The organism is Streptococcus loxodontisalivarius, from assembly GCF_016908645.1.
Lineage (GTDB): Bacteria > Bacillota > Bacilli > Lactobacillales > Streptococcaceae > Streptococcus > Streptococcus loxodontisalivarius.
On the sequence record NZ_JAFBEH010000015.1, the window covers coordinates 1 to 15,565 of the forward strand.

Genomic DNA, 15,565 nt, shown 5'->3' on the forward strand with positions numbered 1-15,565 from the left:
GACTTAACAAGACACCTCTACTTTAGCATAAAGAAAAAGTAGTGAGTACTCTCTCCCGTCGGAGATTTCCTCACTACTAATCTTAGTATGTTTTTCTATATTGTATGCTATTATTGAGAAAATATATTCCCATATATGCGTAATGGAGGTGTGATATGAAAAATTTTGGAGAAATTTTTAGAACTTTTCGAGAATCAAGAGGATTGCGATTAAAAGATGTTGCAAGGTCTGGTATATCAACATCTCAACTCTCTAGATTTGAGAAAGGGGAGACCGATTTAACGATATCGAAGTTTATGTTTATCTTAGATGAGATTAAAATGCCGATTGATGAATTTATGTATGCTGTTCATGATTTTCATCGTGATGATTTAAATGAACTTCTGTCTAAAGTTCGACAATTTGTATCAAGTCATGATGTTGAAGGTTTAAAAAAGTTACTATACTCACAAATAGAGTCTCATTCTGAGCGAGAGAAATTTCATCAAATTAATATTATTTTGTTAAAAATTCGTTTGCAAGATTTGTCTGGAGAAAGCTATTATTCAGAACAAGATTTGCTGGAATTAACAGACTATCTCTTTGGTGTTGAATATTGGGGATATTATGAATTATTGATTTTTTCCAATACCCTGGATGTCTTAAAACATGATGTTTTTATGATTTTGGCTAGAGAAATGTCAAGGCGGTCTGATTTTTATAAAGAAATTCCAAATAATAGGCGCTTAATCTCTACAATGTTATTAAATGGTTATATCACTTGTATTGAGAGGGGAGCATTGCTAGATGCTTTGTATTTTGAAAAGCAGTTAGACCAATGTTTCTTTATAGAAACAGAAATGTACGAACGTTTGGTATTTCAATATGCAAAAAATCTATATCGATACAAAAAAGAAAAAGATAATAAGGTAATTATTGAAATGAAGAAATGTATCGCAGCAATGAAACTTGTAGGAAGTAATCATATAGCAAAGACTTATGAAGGACATTTAGATAAAATTTTAAGAGAAAATAGCTAGTCAGCAGATATGGGAATGAAATGCTTGACAGATTGATTTGATGTAAAATAACTTAAGGAGTGTTCATATTTTAAGTTAGCAACACAGCGAGTCATTTATGAATAAAACGTTTTTCAACCTATATGGAATGAATATATTCCTGTCTGCTTTACCATATTATTTTATAGAGATACTACTGCTGAATCATTTGGGTTTTTCTTTTACAGAAATAGCAACATTATCTGTTATTACTGAATTATTTGGCTCAGTTTTTGATATTCCTTTAAGTTTTGTCGCCGGCAAAATGGGCTATAAAAAGATTTTAGTTATATCAAATGTATTATTGATTTTAGCATTATCTTGTCTGCTATTTGGAAAATCAAATCTAGTCTATATTTCAGCTGTATTTTTTGGGTTGTCAGAATCACTATCATCAGGTGTTCTTAATGCATATAATTTTGAAATTATTGATGATGAGGTAGTTTATAAATCGTTTTTGAAATATCTAAATACAATAAAGTATATATTTATTGCTGTTATTACGATATTGTCACCATTTTTACTAAATAGGAATGACGATTATCCACTTATTATTTCTATTGTATTTGTGGTAGTTAGTTTATTGAATTTAAGTTTTTTACCTGAGATAAAGAAGAGCTCCAGTAAGGAAAGTGACTTTTTCACGATTAAAACGATTAGTAATATTCCATGGCATCTAATAGTGTTAGGGACAGCATTTTCAACTTTGATTATGATTAGTAATTCCTATGCAAGTATTTTTTTGAACAAACAGGGTCTATCTCTTGATTTGCTAGGAATTGTATTATTTCTATTCAATATATCTATGGCAGTGGGGAGTTATTTAAAAATTAGGTTTGAAATAAGTTTATTGTTGCCTTTACTAGCAATTTTCATATTTTTTCAAAATAGTTTACTCCTTCAGATTATTATTTTTATAGCCATGCGTATATTGAATGCAAACTACAATAATCACTTCTATGCTAAATTTAATGTGGCAATAGAAAATAATAGAGCGGTATCATGGTCAGTCTATAATCTGTGTATTTCAATTAGTTTTATGATATCGGATTTTCTTGCAGGAATTTTTGCAGATAGCTTTAGTATAAGGAGTAATTTCTTAATATTTGGTATCGTGGCATTTCTTTGTTTAATCGTTTATTTATCAACAACCAAAAAGCAGAACAATTAATATAAGGCTTGAAATCAATATTGTTGACATTTGATTTCAAGTCTTTTTTGTTTTTATCTTTTCTCATCCTTTTCAAACCCACTTTTGATAGAAAGTGCTACAATGAAGGTATGATTGAACAGATTCGACTCTTACATTTAAATGATTTGCATTCGCATTTTGAGCATTATCCCAAGGTCAAGCGATTCTTCGAGAGGGCTTGTCCTGATGAGATAGAGACTATTCGTCTTGATATCGGTGACAATGTGGACAAGAGCCATCCCTTGACGGCAGCAACATCAGGTCGTGCCAATGTTCACCTGATGAATCGGTTGCAGCTTGATTTTGCGACGATTGGCAACAATGAAGGGATTGGTCTCAGTAAAGCTGAGATGAATAAACTCTATGATGAGGCTGACTTTCAGGTCTTGCTTGGCAATCTTGAGGATGGTACAGGTCAGCCTGCCTGGGCGAGTCCCTATGCCATCTATAAGACCAAGGCTGGGACTAAAATCGCCTTTCTAGCCTACACGTTTCCTTATTATCTGACCTATCAGCCTAATGGCTGGCAGGTTCTGGACCCTTTGACCTGCCTAGAGCGTGACCTTACGAGAGAGGAAGTTGCTGAGGCAGATTTGATCGTCCTTCTCAGTCATCTAGGGCTTCCTTATGATGAAAAAATAGCAGAGCGTTTTGATCAGATTGACCTTATCATAGGTAGTCATACCCACCACCTCTTGGAGGAAGGAGCGGTGGTCAATGGGACCTATCTGGCTGCTGCAGGTCGTTACGGTGAATATGTTGGTCAAATTGACCTTAACTTAAAGGATGGTCAGATTGACCAGATAGAGATACTGGCACATAAGACCTCACATTTACCAAGTTTGCCAGAGGATGAGATTTGGATTGAGGAACAAGTGAAGAGAGGTTTTGACCTTTTATCTGAGGATAAGATTTGCCAGTTTGACCATGATTTAACGCTTGAAGCGTCAGCGGATTTAACCATGAAAGCTATGAAATCCTATGCGCAAGCTCCTTTTTGTATCATCAATTCAGGCTTGATTGTAGAGCCTTTTACCAAGGATTTGACCATGGCAGAGCTCCAAAGGTCGCTCCCTCATCAGATGCGTCTGGTTAGGTTGGAAGTGACGCTGGATGAGTTAGCAGAGATTTGTCAGGAAGTCTTTGGCAAGGAGGAGCTTCTCAGAAGTCAGCAGATCAAGGGAATGGGCTTTCGTGGAAAGATTTTTGGAAACGTTTTGACGAGTGGATTTACTTACAAAAACGGAAAAATAGTGTATAATGATAAGGTTATAAGAAAATCAGATCGCTACAGTCTCGTTCTTGTTGATCAGTATTATTTTGCCTCTTACTTTGAGACGATTAAGTCTAAAAAGGCAGAATTACTGTTCCCAGAGCTTTTGAGAGAGTTAGTGGCGGATGATTTGCGACAGTAGAGTCTATGGGAGGAGTTAATGAGAAAAGAAATCACGGCAGATATGTACAATTACAACAAGTTTCCTGGTCCGCAATTTGTCTTTTTTGACGATCAGGTCAAGAGTGATGACTACCAGTTCAGACTTGTTGAAAATGTCAAAGATGCCTTTGATGCGACTGTCTTTAGTCAGCGTTTTTCAGAAATTCTCCTCAAGTATGATTATATCGTCGGAGATTGGGGTAATGAGCAGTTGCGTTTGCGTGGTTTTTACAAGGATCGTGCAGATATCAAGAGACTAAGCCGCATCTCGCGTCTGGAGGATTATATCAAGGAGTACTGCAACTATGGTTGTGCCTACTTTGTTCTTGAAAATGATCAGCCGATTGAGATTGTCTTTGAAGAGGAAAAATTTCCTAAGCGCAAGCGTCGTCGTAAACCAAAGAGCAAAGCGCAGACAGAATCAGCTCAGCAGGAACAAGTTAAGTCGAAAAGGTCTAGAAGTAAGAAACCTTCTCAGGCTAAATCTCAAGACCAGTCTCCTAAGAGTGAAGCTAAGACCTTCACTAGTAAAAAGCGCAAGCCGTCTAGAAGTCAGAAAGCTAGACCTACTAGAGAAGAAAATCAGTCAGCAAACAAGGGACAGCAGAGCTTTACCATTCGTAAGAAAAAATCTGATTGATTGTAAGTCTGGCGTTTTGCTAGTTTCAGAGTTGAGTACAAGCTAGGAGCGGTATAAGAGGCTAGTAGCTTAAATGCTCTTTGTATCATTGTATTCGAACACGCCCTAAATACTGTGTCAAAAAGATGAACATTTCCTAGACGCTTTGCGTCTTCGTCAAGTTCCCTATTTTGACTATGCCCGCTTAACGCCCTTTGTATCATTAGAAAGGAAGGTCAGTCTTTGGGCTGATCTATGTAAAAAATCATGTCAAACAAACCATCTATTTACGGTCTTACTCGTGATGAACTTATCGAGTGGACAATCGAGCACGGCGAGAAGAAATTCCGTGCAACACAAATTTGGGATTGGCTTTATCGCAAACGTGTTCAATCTTTCGAGGAAATGACTAACATTTCAAAAGAATTTATCGAGACTTTAAATGCTAATTTCTGCGTTAATCCATTGAAACAACGTATCGTTCAAGAGTCTAAAGATGGTACGGTTAAGTACCTCTTTGAATTGCCAGACGGTATGCTTATTGAGACTGTTTTGATGCGTCAGCACTACGGTCTTTCTGTCTGTGTGACAACTCAGGTTGGTTGTAATATCGGTTGTACCTTCTGCGCCAGCGGATTGATCAAAAAACAACGTGACCTTAACAATGGTGAAATCACTGCTCAAATCATGTTGGTTCAAAAATATTTTGACGATCGTGGTGAGGGCGAACGTGTCAGCCACGTGGTTGTTATGGGTATCGGTGAGCCATTTGATAACTACACAAATGTGCTTAAGTTCCTTCGTACAATCAATGATGACAATGGTCTTGCCATCGGTGCCCGTCACATCACCGTTTCAACGTCAGGTCTTGCTCACAAAATCAAAGAATTTGCCAACGAAGGCGTTCAAGTTAACTTGGCGGTTTCCCTTCACGCTCCTAACAATGAGCTGCGCTCAAGCATCATGCGTATCAACCGTTCATTTCCGCTTGAGAAGCTCTTTGAAGCTATCGAGTACTACATTGAAACGACTAACCGTCGTGTGACCTTTGAATACATCATGTTGAGTGAAGTCAATGACCACCCTGAGAATGCACAGGAGTTGGCAGACTTGACTAAGAACATTCGTAAGCTCTCTTACATCAACTTGATTCCTTACAATCCAGTTTCAGAGCACGATCAATACAGTCGTTCATCTAAAGAGCGCGTGGCTGCCTTCTACGATGTTCTTAAGAAAAATGGTGTTAACTGTGTGGTTCGTCAAGAGCACGGTACAGATATTGATGCAGCCTGCGGTCAATTGCGTTCAAACACAATGAAACGTGACCGTCAAAAAGCTGTAGCGGATGCTGCTGGTAAATAAGCATGGCACTCTTGCCAAAGAATCTAAGTTCAACTTGGACTAGAATCGTCTCTTGCATAGCGATAGTCTACACCCTTTTTATCTGCCTGCTCTGCTTTTCGCCACAATGGGGACTGGCTGATGGCGTTACAACACCCAATATCATTTATTGGGGGCGTTTGAGATTGCTTTTGGTACCCTTTAATTCATTGGTTAGCGCTGGACAATTAACCAGTCTTAAGGAGATTATCTGGGTCTTCGGGCAAAATCTTTCTAACGTTTTTCTCCTCTATCCTCTAGGGCTTTGTCTGGTCTTTTTACGAAAAGAATGGCGGAGCGTCAAATCAAGTTTGCTTTACGGCTTTTTGATTAGTTTGGGGATTGAGACGGGACAGATTTTGGTAGATTTGCTCTATGATGCCAATCGTGTCTTTGAGATTGACGACCTCTGGACCAATAGTCTGGGTGTTCTCCTAGCCTATCTGACCTATCGTCTCTTAACAGGAAGTAGAAAGACTGACTAGGCGAGTAATTTGGCAGACAAGGCATAAGCAATCTTTGATAACTTATGTTATAATGAGACTTATTTTAAAGAACATGTGAAAAAGTGACGGTCAGACGCCGTCCTTTTTTCTGTGATATGACTTTGGATTATTTTAGAAAGGAAAGTTATGTCTATTATTAGGAAGCTTTGGTGGTTCTTCAAGCTAGAGAAGAAACGCTATATTTTGGGGATTTTGGCGCTGAGTCTGGTGTCGGTCTTGAATCTGATTCCTCCTGCGGTTATGGGGGATGTTATTGATGGTATCGATGTTAAGACTCTAACCAGCAATCAGCTTTTGCTGGATTTATTCTATCTGCTTTTGGCTGCTTTTGCCATGTATTATCTACGCTATGTCTGGCGAATGTTCATTTTGGGGACTTCATACCGTTTGGGGCAAATCATGCGTTCGCGTCTCTTTGAGCACTTCACACGTATGTCTCCGTCCTTTTATCAGAGTTATCGTACGGGTGATTTGATGGCGCATGCGACCAATGATATCAATGCATTGACTCGTCTTGCAGGTGGTGGGGTTATGTCTGCGGTGGATGCTTCCATCACAGCTTTGGTGACCTTGATTACCATGTTTTTCTCTATTTCTTGGGAAATGACGCTGGTTGCTATTATTCCACTGCCTTTCATGGCAATTGCGACCAGCCGATTGGGTCGTAAGACCCACAAGGCTTTTGGAGATTCTCAGGCTGCCTTTTCTGAGCTTAATAATAAGGTTCAGGAATCTGTTTCAGGGATCAAGGTGACCAAGTCCTTCGGTTATCAAGAAGAGGAGCTCCGCTCTTTCCAAGAGACCAATAAAATGACCTACAAGAAGAATATGGTAACCATGACCTACGACACGCTTTGGGATCCGATGGTTCTCCTCTTTGTCGGGGCATCTTATGCGTTGACGCTTTTGGTGGGTGGCTACATGGTTGCTCAAGGTCGTGTGACTGTCGGTCACATGGTGACTTTCATTACCTATTTGGATATGTTGGTTTGGCCTTTGCAGGCGGTTGGTTTCCTATTCAATATGATTCAGCGTGGGGATGTTTCTTACGACCGTATCAATCGTCTTTTATCTGAGGAGTCAGATATCAAGGATCCTGAAAATCCTGTCAAACCGATTGAAAATGGTCGTTTGGAATATGATATCGACAGTTTTTCATTTGAAGATGAGGAGACTTTGGCTGCTGTGCATTTTGCCCTTGAAAGAGGTCAGACACTTGGTTTGGTTGGGCAAACTGGTTCAGGTAAGACCAGTCTGGTTAAACTCCTCCTTCGTGAATACGATGTTAACAAGGGGAGTATTAAGCTCAATGGTCACGATCTTCGTGATTACAGTTTGGAAGACCTGCGTGGTCTTATGGGCTATGTTCCTCAGGATCAGTTCCTCTTTGCGACAACAATTATGGAGAATATCCGCTTTGGTAATCCAAGTCTGTCTGAAGATCAGGTTAAAGAGGCTGCTAAATTGGCTCAGGTCTACGATGACATTGAAGCCATGCCTGCTGGCTTTGAGACCTTGATTGGTGAGAAGGGTGTTTCACTTTCAGGTGGTCAGAAGCAGCGTATTGCCATGAGTCGTGCCATGATTTTGGATCCAGATATTCTGATTTTGGATGATTCGCTTTCTGCGGTTGATGCCAAGACAGAGTATGCTATTATTGATAATCTTAAGGAAACACGTCAGGATAAGACGACGATTATCATTGCCCACCGTCTCAGTGCTGTTGTCCATGCGGATCTGATTTTGGTTATGCAGGATGGTCGCATTCTAGAGCGTGGACGTCATGAAGACTTGATTGCTCAAGATGGCTGGTATGCGGAGACCTATGAGTCTCAACAACTTGAATTAGAAGAAGGAGGGCTAGAAGATGTCCAATAATGATCAACAATGGCGCGTCTTTAAGCGCCTGCTCAGCTATTTGAAACCCTATAAATGGTTGACCTTCTTTGCGCTGGCTTTCTTGTTATTGACAACGGTTGTTAAGAGTATCATTCCTTTAGTTGCTTCTCACTTTATCGACCACTATCTGACCAATATCAATCAGACAGCTCTGATGATTTTGCTAGGCTACTATGGTCTTTATCTCTTGCAGACCATTATCCAATATGTGGGGAATCTTCTCTTTGCGCGTGTGTCTTATAGTATTGTCAGAGATATTCGCCGTGATGCCTTTGCCAACATGGAAAAGCTAGGCATGTCTTACTTTGACCGCACACCTGCGGGCTCGATTGTTTCTCGTATCACCAATGATACTGAGACAATCAGCGATATGTTCTCAGGGCTCTTGTCAAGCTTTATCTCGGCTATCTTTATCTTTGTCACAACCCTTTATGCCATGTTGCTTTTAGATGTTCGTTTGACAGGTTTGGTAGCAATCTTCCTGCCCTTTATCTTTATTTTGGTTAACCTTTACCGTAAAAAGTCTGTTCATGTTATCAGCCGAACACGTGCCCTTCTTTCAGATATCAACTCTAAACTGTCTGAGAGTATTGAAGGGATTCGTATCGTTCAGGCCTTCAATCAGCAGAAGCGTCTTAAGGAAGAGTTTGACAAGATCAATGCTGAGCACGTTGAGTTTGCCAATCGTTCTATGGCCTTGGATTCTCTCTTTTTGAGACCAGCTATGTCACTTCTCAAGCTCCTTGCCTATGCGGTTCTCATGGCCTACTTTGGTTTTAGAGGGCTTGATATTGGGATTTCAGCTGGGGTTATGTACGCCTTTATTCAGTACATCAACCGTCTTTTCGACCCACTGATTGAGGTCACTCAGAACTTCTCAACCCTGCAAACCTCTATGGTTTCAGCAGGTCGTGTCTTTGACCTTATCGATGAGCGTGGTTATGAGCCTCATCAGGAAAATAGCGGAGCTAAAGTCGTGGATGGTAATATCGAGTTTAAAGATGTGTCCTTCTCTTATGATGGCAAGCATCAAATTCTTGATAAGATTTCCTTCAAGGTTAACAAGGGTGAAACTATTGCTTTTGTTGGACACACAGGTTCAGGGAAGTCATCTATCATCAACGTTTTCATGCGTTTTTATGAGTTCGCATCAGGTCAAGTTCTCCTAGATGGCGTTGATATCCGTCAATACGCTCAGCAAGAACTTCGTGACAATGTGGGACTGGTCTTGCAGGATCCCTTCCTCTATCATGGAACGATTAAGTCTAATATTGCCATGTATCAAGACCTTTCAGATGAAGAGATTAAGGCGGCAGCCGAGTTTGTTGACGCAGACCAATTCATCCAGAAACTACCTGACAAGTATGACCAAGCTGTTTCAGAGCGTGGCTCAAGCTTTTCAACAGGTCAGCGCCAGCTATTGGCCTTTGCCAGAACAGTTGCCAGCCAACCTAAGGTGCTAATCCTAGATGAAGCGACTGCCAATATCGACTCAGAGACAGAAAGCATCGTGCAAAATTCGCTGGCTAAAATGCGTCAGGGTCGTACAACCATCGCTATCGCCCATCGCCTCTCAACCATCCAGGACGCCAACTGCATCTACGTGCTGGACAAGGGACGTATCATTGAGAGTGGTAGCCACGAAGAGCTTTTAGCACTCAAGGGCACTTACTACAAAATGTACCAACTCCAAGCAGGGTCTATGGGGGAATAAGAATAAGCAATCAAGTAAAAAACTTGGTTGTTTTATTATAAAGTGTAAAAATAAAAGAAATTTGGAGTATAATGTATTCGTATAGTTTAAAGTTTTAGGAGGAAAAGAAATGACTACGGATAATATCTCTTCAGCAATTTCACGTCAAACTGAAGTGCTTAATAGGAATGCGATAAAAAATAAGATATTTCAAATTGAGTTAGCTCTGACACAAACAAAGGACCCTGAAGAAATTGAAAAATTACAGGCTCTCCTCGCAGTTTATAAGGCAGAGTTGGCTAAGTTGATAAGACGCCGTCGGATAATTCAATTAATCTCTTTTGTTGTTGCCTTTATCTTTATTATCATAGTCTTTTTATTTTGGCAATTTCAAGTTCATAGACAGGCTTCGGAGACTGTTTGGAATCCTTCAACGACTACAGTTTCTTCTAGTTCAAGTTCTCCAAGCAGCTCTTCTTCGTCCACTACAACAGTATCTAGTTCGACTGCAAGTTCAAGCAAGACTGTTTCAGCTGTTCCCTCTGCTCTAGTAGGAACTTGGGGTGGGACTTATTTTACAGGTCGAGTGACTGTCGTCGTTGACGAGTCAGGTTTGATTACTCGTTATGAAGCCGGTCGATATAGTTATAGCCAAATTTCATCCTATACTCTGGTGGGACAAAACACTTATCGAATTGATTCAACCACAAATAGCCTACCATTTTTATTTGCACAAATTGGAGATGCGGGTCTTGAAACTATTTCAGGAGTCTATATTTCAGGAGATACTCTATATCCTCAATATTGGCAGACTACAATCGGTGGTGAATATGATTATAGTAAGATTTCTAAAGATGTTGCCCTAACTAAGGGAGTTTCTTACCTGCCATCATCAAGTTCATCTTATGTTGATACAAAGAACCTAACAGAATCACAGGTTCAATCATGGGTTTTAGCAACTTATGCCTCTACTTATCGCTTATCAGAAAGTGAAAAGGCCAATTATTTTGTTAATGTAAAATCTTATAATGATGGCTTAGTTTATGCTAGTGTAAGACGATATAGTGATAAAAACACTAGGATTGCCCTTTATAGGGTTAATTCAGATGGTGAGCTGGAAGAAGGAAATCTTGACTCAACCAACTGGCGTATTGTAAGTAGTACTTTTACGGAATAGATTGAGAGAAATTAGTTTCTTTTTTCTCAAACTAATATTCAATTTTAGTTTTACTTGACCTATCATATTGCATACTAACTAGATTTATCGTTTTTCTGCGATAAATCTTTTTCTTTACGTTTGTCATCAAATTGTAAACTAATCTACAGTTCCGTCATGAAATAGATAGGTTCTTTAGATATAATGGAGTAAAAGTTTAGTGGGAGAGGGCTGAGAATAGGTTATGCTTGCTATCTCTCTTTTTTATCTTAGTGTTGTATGGAAATACTGTGAAATTATAGTTTAAGGAGTAAGGATTTGTCAGAACAGCAATTTCGTCGTCAGGATTCAGAAGAAAATCTGAATAAGAGACAAGTTAAGATTAAAATCAAAGAACTCGAAGCAGCTTTGAAACGAGCTGAAACAATGGAGCAAGTTCGTGAGATACAAAATTTACTCAAGGTTTATGAGTCAATGTTGGAAAAACAACCAACCTCGGCAGGCAAAAAAGCTTCAAAGAAGAAATCTTGGTTGAAGTATCTTATTGTTGTGATTGTCTTGGCTATTTTTTCAATTATCAGCTACCTTTTCTGGCAGTTCCAAGTACAAAGTCAACAATCGGATAGTACCAGTATGTCTACTGGCATGACCATGTCCTCAACTAGTAGCTCTACGAGTTCGAGTGACACGATCGGTCAAGCCATTTCTGGTGTTCCTTCTTCCCTAGTTGGAACCTGGGGCGGTACGACTTCGACTAGTAAGGTAACATTGATTATTGATGATTCTGGTTACATTACTCGTTATGATAGCAAAGCTGGTTACACTTATGGGCAGATTGAGTCATACCAGTTGATTGGTAAGGGACTCTTTAAGCTTAATTTTGTTTCTGGAGATGCTTCCGCTTTTCAATTTGACCAGACTGGAACATCTTATGGTGTCTTGATTTCATCAGAGAGCATCTATCCTCAAACATGGCAAACAAGTAGTGACCTCAGCTCAGACTATACGAGCTCAAAAGCGCTAGCTTTGACCAAAGGTACCTCTTATATCCCAAGCTCAAGCTCAAAATCATCAAGCAGTAGTTCATCGTCGAGCTCAAGTTCATCAAGTTCGTCATCATCGAGCTCATCTTCAACGACTGAAAGTTCGAGCTCAACAAGCTCAGTTGACACGAAAAGTTTGACGGAATCTCAAGTTCAGTCATGGGTTTTGGCAACCTATGCTAGTGCTAAAAATCTATCATCCAGCGACCAATCCAACTATTTTGTTAATGTCAAATCATACGACGACGGTCTTGTTTATGCCAGCGTCAGAAAGACAAGTGACAGCGGCACAAGACTGGCTCTCTACCGTGTCAATTCAGACGGACAACTAGAAGAAGGTAACCTAGATGCAACCAACTGGCATGTCGTCAGCGACAGTTTTAGTAATTAAGAAGGAAGAACTAATCTAATGTTGGTTCTTTTTTCTATGACAAATGTCATATCATCTTATGACTGATAGAACTAAAAAAGATGACAGAGCAAGCAGTAGAATAAGACTATCAAATGTAAGGAGACAACCGATGAAAAAGAAAATTATGGTCGTCAGTTTTATTTTATCTATTCTTGTCATAAATCTATTATTTGTATCAGGATTTATTAAGCCTGACGATAGTCTTTTTTGGGAAATAGCAGGGCTATCAGGTCGGTTGATTGGACTTGTTTACTCAATAACCATCCCCTTACTTGTTGCCCTTGCTATTTTGAAAGCCCTATTTAAAGAAATTTTGGAGAAATAAGATGATTACAGTAGAAAAACTATCAAAAAGCATAAAAGATAAACCTATCCTGTCAGATATTTCCTTTGAGATTGAGGCGGGTGAATGCGTTGCCCTTATCGGACCAAATGGTGCAGGTAAGACGACTCTCATGTCATGTCTTCTAGGGGATGTGGCTTATCAAAAGGGAACCATCCGTCTATTTGGTTTGTCACCAAAGGACAAAGCCTTACGTCATCAAGTTGCTGTTCTCTTTCAAGACAATGTCGTTCAAAAAAAGATGACGGTTAATGAATTGATTACTTTTCAACAAGCAATTTATAAGGATTGCCTGACACGTGATGAGATTGAGAAGTTCTTGCAATTTTCACAAAAACAGTATGCGGATTTTGCTGAGAAACTATCTGGAGGACAAAAGCGACTCTTACAATTTGTTTTAGCCTTGGTAGGTAAGCCAAAACTCCTCTTTTTAGATGAGCCGACTGCAGGTATGGATACTTCAACAAGACAATATTTCTGGGAAATGATTGAAGAATTGAAGTCTAAGGGAATAACCATTATCTATTCTAGTCATTATATTGAAGAAGTTGAGCATACGGCTGATAGGATTTTGGTTCTAAATCAGGGACGTTTGTTAAGAGATACAACGCCTTATGCCATGAAAGCAGAAGAGAAGCAAAAGGTCTTTACAGTTCCTAGTCGATTTAAGTCAGAAGTGGAGAAATGGAAAGAGATATCAGATTTAGAGGTCAATCGAGATAATCTTATATTTGTAACAAGAGAGCCAGACTTTGTCTGGAAACGACTAGAAAATAGTGGATGTTCCATTAGAGATATTGAAATGTCCAATCGTAGTTTGCTAGACAGTATTTTTATGACAACAGAAAGGGAAGAAAAATGACTTATTTTAAAGCTTTGATGAAGGTTGAGTGGCTGCTGACAAAAAGAGGAATGCAATCTCTGATTACCTGTATCTTACTACCAATCTTTTTCTTTCTATTTTTTTCATCCAATGTTGATGATACGGTATCTAATCGTGAGCTTGTTAGGAATTATTTGATTTCTATGACCGCTTTTTCAAGTCTGGGACTTACCTTTTTTACGCTTCCTTTTTCGCTTAAGGAAGACCAAGTGAGTAATCGTCTCCGCTTGCTTCGTCATAGTCCAGTACCGATTTGGGTTTATTATTTGTCAAAATTGCTGAGAATGTTACTCTTTTACTCGTTAGCAATCCTTGCAAATTTCGCAGTTGGACATTTCTTTAGACAGGTTGATATGTCCGCTAAAGATTGGATTTTGTCTGCCTTACTTCTTTTATTTGGAGAATTGACCTTCATGCCATTTGGACTATTATTAGCACAATTGAAATCATCAGAAAGTATGTCTGCACTAGGAAATCTTCTTTATATTGGACTTGCAATGCTTGGAGGAATGTGGATGCCTTTGACAACCTTACCAGATTGGATTCAAAGTATTGGTAAGTGGACGCCAACCTATCGTTTTCATGAGTTAGTTACAAATTATTTAGAAAGTGGTAAAATAGTTAATCATTCATTTATTATCCTAGTTTCTTATAGTTTGGTGACTCTCTTGATTTTAGGATATCTTTTGAAACAAAAGGAAGTTGGAGATCGTTGAGTAAGGAAAGACGTTTTCGGTTTTTGAGATATGATGCCGCTTTGGTATTTCTTATCTTTTCACTAACCGCCATAAATTCAATAACGAGTGCTGTTTTTATAGTGCTAACGACGCTTTTGTTTGTTATTGGCTATTTAGCCATCGTTAGAGATTTTTCTAGAAAGTATGATTGGTTCTTCTGGTACTTACTACTAGCTTACATTTTAGCCTATATCATTTTATATCATGTCAATTTTTTCTGGTATTTCTTTTTTCTCAGTAATTTACTGATTTATAAATATCATGACTCTTGGCTTTCTAAACGATTTATTAGCTTTCATATAAGTATCTTGCTCAGTTTGCTGCTGATTTTCTTTTTACCTAGCTACTCAACTGATGAAAAATTGCAGTTGCTCATATTGCCTGTCTTTATTTATGTTATGACCTTTATTGGAAAAAGAGAATATAATGATCGCCTGTTACGTGCTAAAATGATGGAGCAACACAAAACCATCAATCTGTTAGCTGCTGAAAATGAACGGAATCGAATTGGGCGTGATTTGCATGATAGTCTGGGGCATACCTTTGCTATGATGACTCTGAAAACTGAGCTTGCCCTTAAGTTGTTGGAGAAGAAGGAAGTCGATTCGGTCCGCAAAGAGTTGCTTGAACTCAATCAGATCAGTCGCCAGTCCATGCAGGAGGTTAGACAGATTATAAGTAATCTTAAGTTTCGTCGTTTTGATGAGGAACTTCTTAGTTTGGAAGAAATGTTTACCAGCTCTGCTATTACCCTAAAAATAGACAATCAGTTGGCAAACCAAGTGCTTTCGCCAGTGCTGGAGTCGAGTCTCATCATGATTGTGCGAGAACTGACCAATAATGTGATTAAGCATAGCCTGGCTCAGAAGGCTAGTCTAAAAATTTGGCGTGAGCAGGGGATTTGCATTCGTATGGAGGATGATGGTCTTGGCTTTTCTGAGTGGACAGGGCAGGAGTTGCACACTATTCGAGACCGTTTGGAGATGATTGGAGGAAGTATTGAACTGACTTCTCCCAAAAATCCTACCGTACTCCTAGTCCGACTATCAGAAAAATGATACCTATAGTGAATTGAATAAAGGTTAGGACACAGTTCAAGTCGCTTTGATGAACGCCAGTTCTATTCTTCCGCTCCTTGCCTAGTCCTATTGAATGATACAAAGCCCTCCAAAAACGACTGAATTTTAGGAAATCAGCGCAGTGTACTTGCACACAAGATGATTTACACAA

The 15,565-nt window shown here is 39.1% G+C and carries 14 protein-coding genes; all 14 read left to right on the forward strand.

Translation table 11 applies throughout. From position 1 onward, the window contains the following. Window positions 1-155 precede the first annotated feature (155 nt). A complete protein-coding gene (locus JOC28_RS04365) occupies window positions 156-1,019 on the forward strand; it encodes a helix-turn-helix domain-containing protein (protein ID WP_205009422.1) in 864 nt (287 codons plus the stop codon). A 97-nt stretch (window positions 1,020-1,116) separates the two neighbouring features. Beyond that, window positions 1,117-2,208 (forward strand): MFS transporter, encoded by a 1,092-nt coding sequence (locus JOC28_RS04370; protein ID WP_205009423.1) that lies wholly within the window; start codon window positions 1,117-1,119, stop codon window positions 2,206-2,208. 110 nt (window positions 2,209-2,318) lie between these two features. Continuing rightward, window positions 2,319-3,644, forward strand: coding sequence for a bifunctional metallophosphatase/5'-nucleotidase (locus JOC28_RS04375; RefSeq protein WP_205009424.1), 1,326 nt, complete (start codon window positions 2,319-2,321; stop codon window positions 3,642-3,644). Between the two features lie 18 nt (window positions 3,645-3,662). After that, window positions 3,663-4,304 carry a YutD family protein gene (locus tag JOC28_RS04380; protein ID WP_205009425.1) on the forward strand — a complete coding sequence of 214 codons (642 nt, stop codon included), beginning with the start codon at window positions 3,663-3,665 and terminating at the stop codon, window positions 4,302-4,304. 246 nt (window positions 4,305-4,550) lie between these two features. Next, on the forward strand, window positions 4,551-5,645 hold the full coding sequence (gene rlmN / locus JOC28_RS04385) for a dual-specificity RNA methyltransferase RlmN (protein WP_205009426.1): 1,095 nt from the start codon (window positions 4,551-4,553) through the stop codon (window positions 5,643-5,645). A 2-nt stretch (window positions 5,646-5,647) separates the two neighbouring features. Then, complete coding sequence (locus tag JOC28_RS04390) at window positions 5,648-6,148, forward strand: VanZ family protein (protein ID WP_205009427.1); 501 nt, start codon at window positions 5,648-5,650, stop codon at window positions 6,146-6,148. A 147-nt stretch (window positions 6,149-6,295) separates the two neighbouring features. After that, window positions 6,296-8,047: an ABC transporter ATP-binding protein gene (locus JOC28_RS04395; RefSeq protein WP_205009428.1), complete on the forward strand. Its 1,752-nt coding sequence runs from the start codon at window positions 6,296-6,298 to the stop codon at window positions 8,045-8,047. Beyond that, complete coding sequence (locus tag JOC28_RS04400) at window positions 8,037-9,782, forward strand: ABC transporter ATP-binding protein (RefSeq protein WP_205009429.1); 1,746 nt, start codon at window positions 8,037-8,039, stop codon at window positions 9,780-9,782. The genes JOC28_RS04395 and JOC28_RS04400 overlap by 11 nt, the downstream gene beginning before the upstream one ends. A gap of 109 nt (window positions 9,783-9,891) precedes the next feature. Next, window positions 9,892-10,938: a hypothetical protein gene (locus tag JOC28_RS04405; RefSeq protein WP_205009430.1), complete on the forward strand. Its 1,047-nt coding sequence runs from the start codon at window positions 9,892-9,894 to the stop codon at window positions 10,936-10,938. 297 nt (window positions 10,939-11,235) lie between these two features. Beyond that, window positions 11,236-12,351 (forward strand): hypothetical protein, encoded by a 1,116-nt coding sequence (locus JOC28_RS04410; protein WP_205009431.1) that lies wholly within the window; start codon window positions 11,236-11,238, stop codon window positions 12,349-12,351. Between the two features lie 130 nt (window positions 12,352-12,481). After that, entirely contained in the window at window positions 12,482-12,697 is a 216-nt protein-coding gene (locus JOC28_RS04415; RefSeq protein ID WP_205009432.1) for a hypothetical protein, read from the forward strand. Between the two features lies 1 nt (window position 12,698). Continuing rightward, window positions 12,699-13,577, forward strand: a complete 879-nt coding sequence (locus JOC28_RS04420) for an ABC transporter ATP-binding protein (protein WP_205009433.1) — start codon at window positions 12,699-12,701, stop codon at window positions 13,575-13,577. After that, on the forward strand, window positions 13,574-14,314 hold the full coding sequence (locus tag JOC28_RS04425; RefSeq protein WP_205009434.1) for an ABC transporter permease: 741 nt from the start codon (window positions 13,574-13,576) through the stop codon (window positions 14,312-14,314). The genes JOC28_RS04420 and JOC28_RS04425 overlap by 4 nt, the downstream gene beginning before the upstream one ends. Continuing rightward, window positions 14,311-15,393, forward strand: a complete 1,083-nt coding sequence (locus JOC28_RS04430) for a sensor histidine kinase (protein WP_205009435.1) — start codon at window positions 14,311-14,313, stop codon at window positions 15,391-15,393. The genes JOC28_RS04425 and JOC28_RS04430 overlap by 4 nt, the downstream gene beginning before the upstream one ends. The last annotated feature ends 172 nt before the right edge of the window (window positions 15,394-15,565 follow it).

What these genes read in the sequence shown, in the direction of transcription:
- JOC28_RS04370 (WP_205009423.1), top strand. Translation starts at nt 1,117, where the DNA reads ATGAATAAAACGTTTTTCAACCTATATGGAATGAATATATTCCTGTCT.
- JOC28_RS04420 (WP_205009433.1), top strand. Translation starts at nt 12,699, where the DNA reads ATGATTACAGTAGAAAAACTATCAAAAAGCATAAAAGATAAACCTATC.
- JOC28_RS04365 (WP_205009422.1), top strand. Translation starts at nt 156, where the DNA reads ATGAAAAATTTTGGAGAAATTTTTAGAACTTTTCGAGAATCAAGAGGA.
- rlmN (WP_205009426.1), top strand. Translation starts at nt 4,551, where the DNA reads ATGTCAAACAAACCATCTATTTACGGTCTTACTCGTGATGAACTTATC.
- JOC28_RS04395 (WP_205009428.1), top strand. Translation starts at nt 6,296, where the DNA reads ATGTCTATTATTAGGAAGCTTTGGTGGTTCTTCAAGCTAGAGAAGAAA.
- JOC28_RS04415 (WP_205009432.1), top strand. Translation starts at nt 12,482, where the DNA reads ATGAAAAAGAAAATTATGGTCGTCAGTTTTATTTTATCTATTCTTGTC.
- JOC28_RS04400 (WP_205009429.1), top strand. Translation starts at nt 8,037, where the DNA reads ATGTCCAATAATGATCAACAATGGCGCGTCTTTAAGCGCCTGCTCAGC.
- JOC28_RS04380 (WP_205009425.1), top strand. Translation starts at nt 3,663, where the DNA reads ATGAGAAAAGAAATCACGGCAGATATGTACAATTACAACAAGTTTCCT.
- JOC28_RS04425 (WP_205009434.1), top strand. Translation starts at nt 13,574, where the DNA reads ATGACTTATTTTAAAGCTTTGATGAAGGTTGAGTGGCTGCTGACAAAA.
- JOC28_RS04405 (WP_205009430.1), top strand. Translation starts at nt 9,892, where the DNA reads ATGACTACGGATAATATCTCTTCAGCAATTTCACGTCAAACTGAAGTG.
- JOC28_RS04390 (WP_205009427.1), top strand. Translation starts at nt 5,648, where the DNA reads ATGGCACTCTTGCCAAAGAATCTAAGTTCAACTTGGACTAGAATCGTC.
- JOC28_RS04375 (WP_205009424.1), top strand. Translation starts at nt 2,319, where the DNA reads ATGATTGAACAGATTCGACTCTTACATTTAAATGATTTGCATTCGCAT.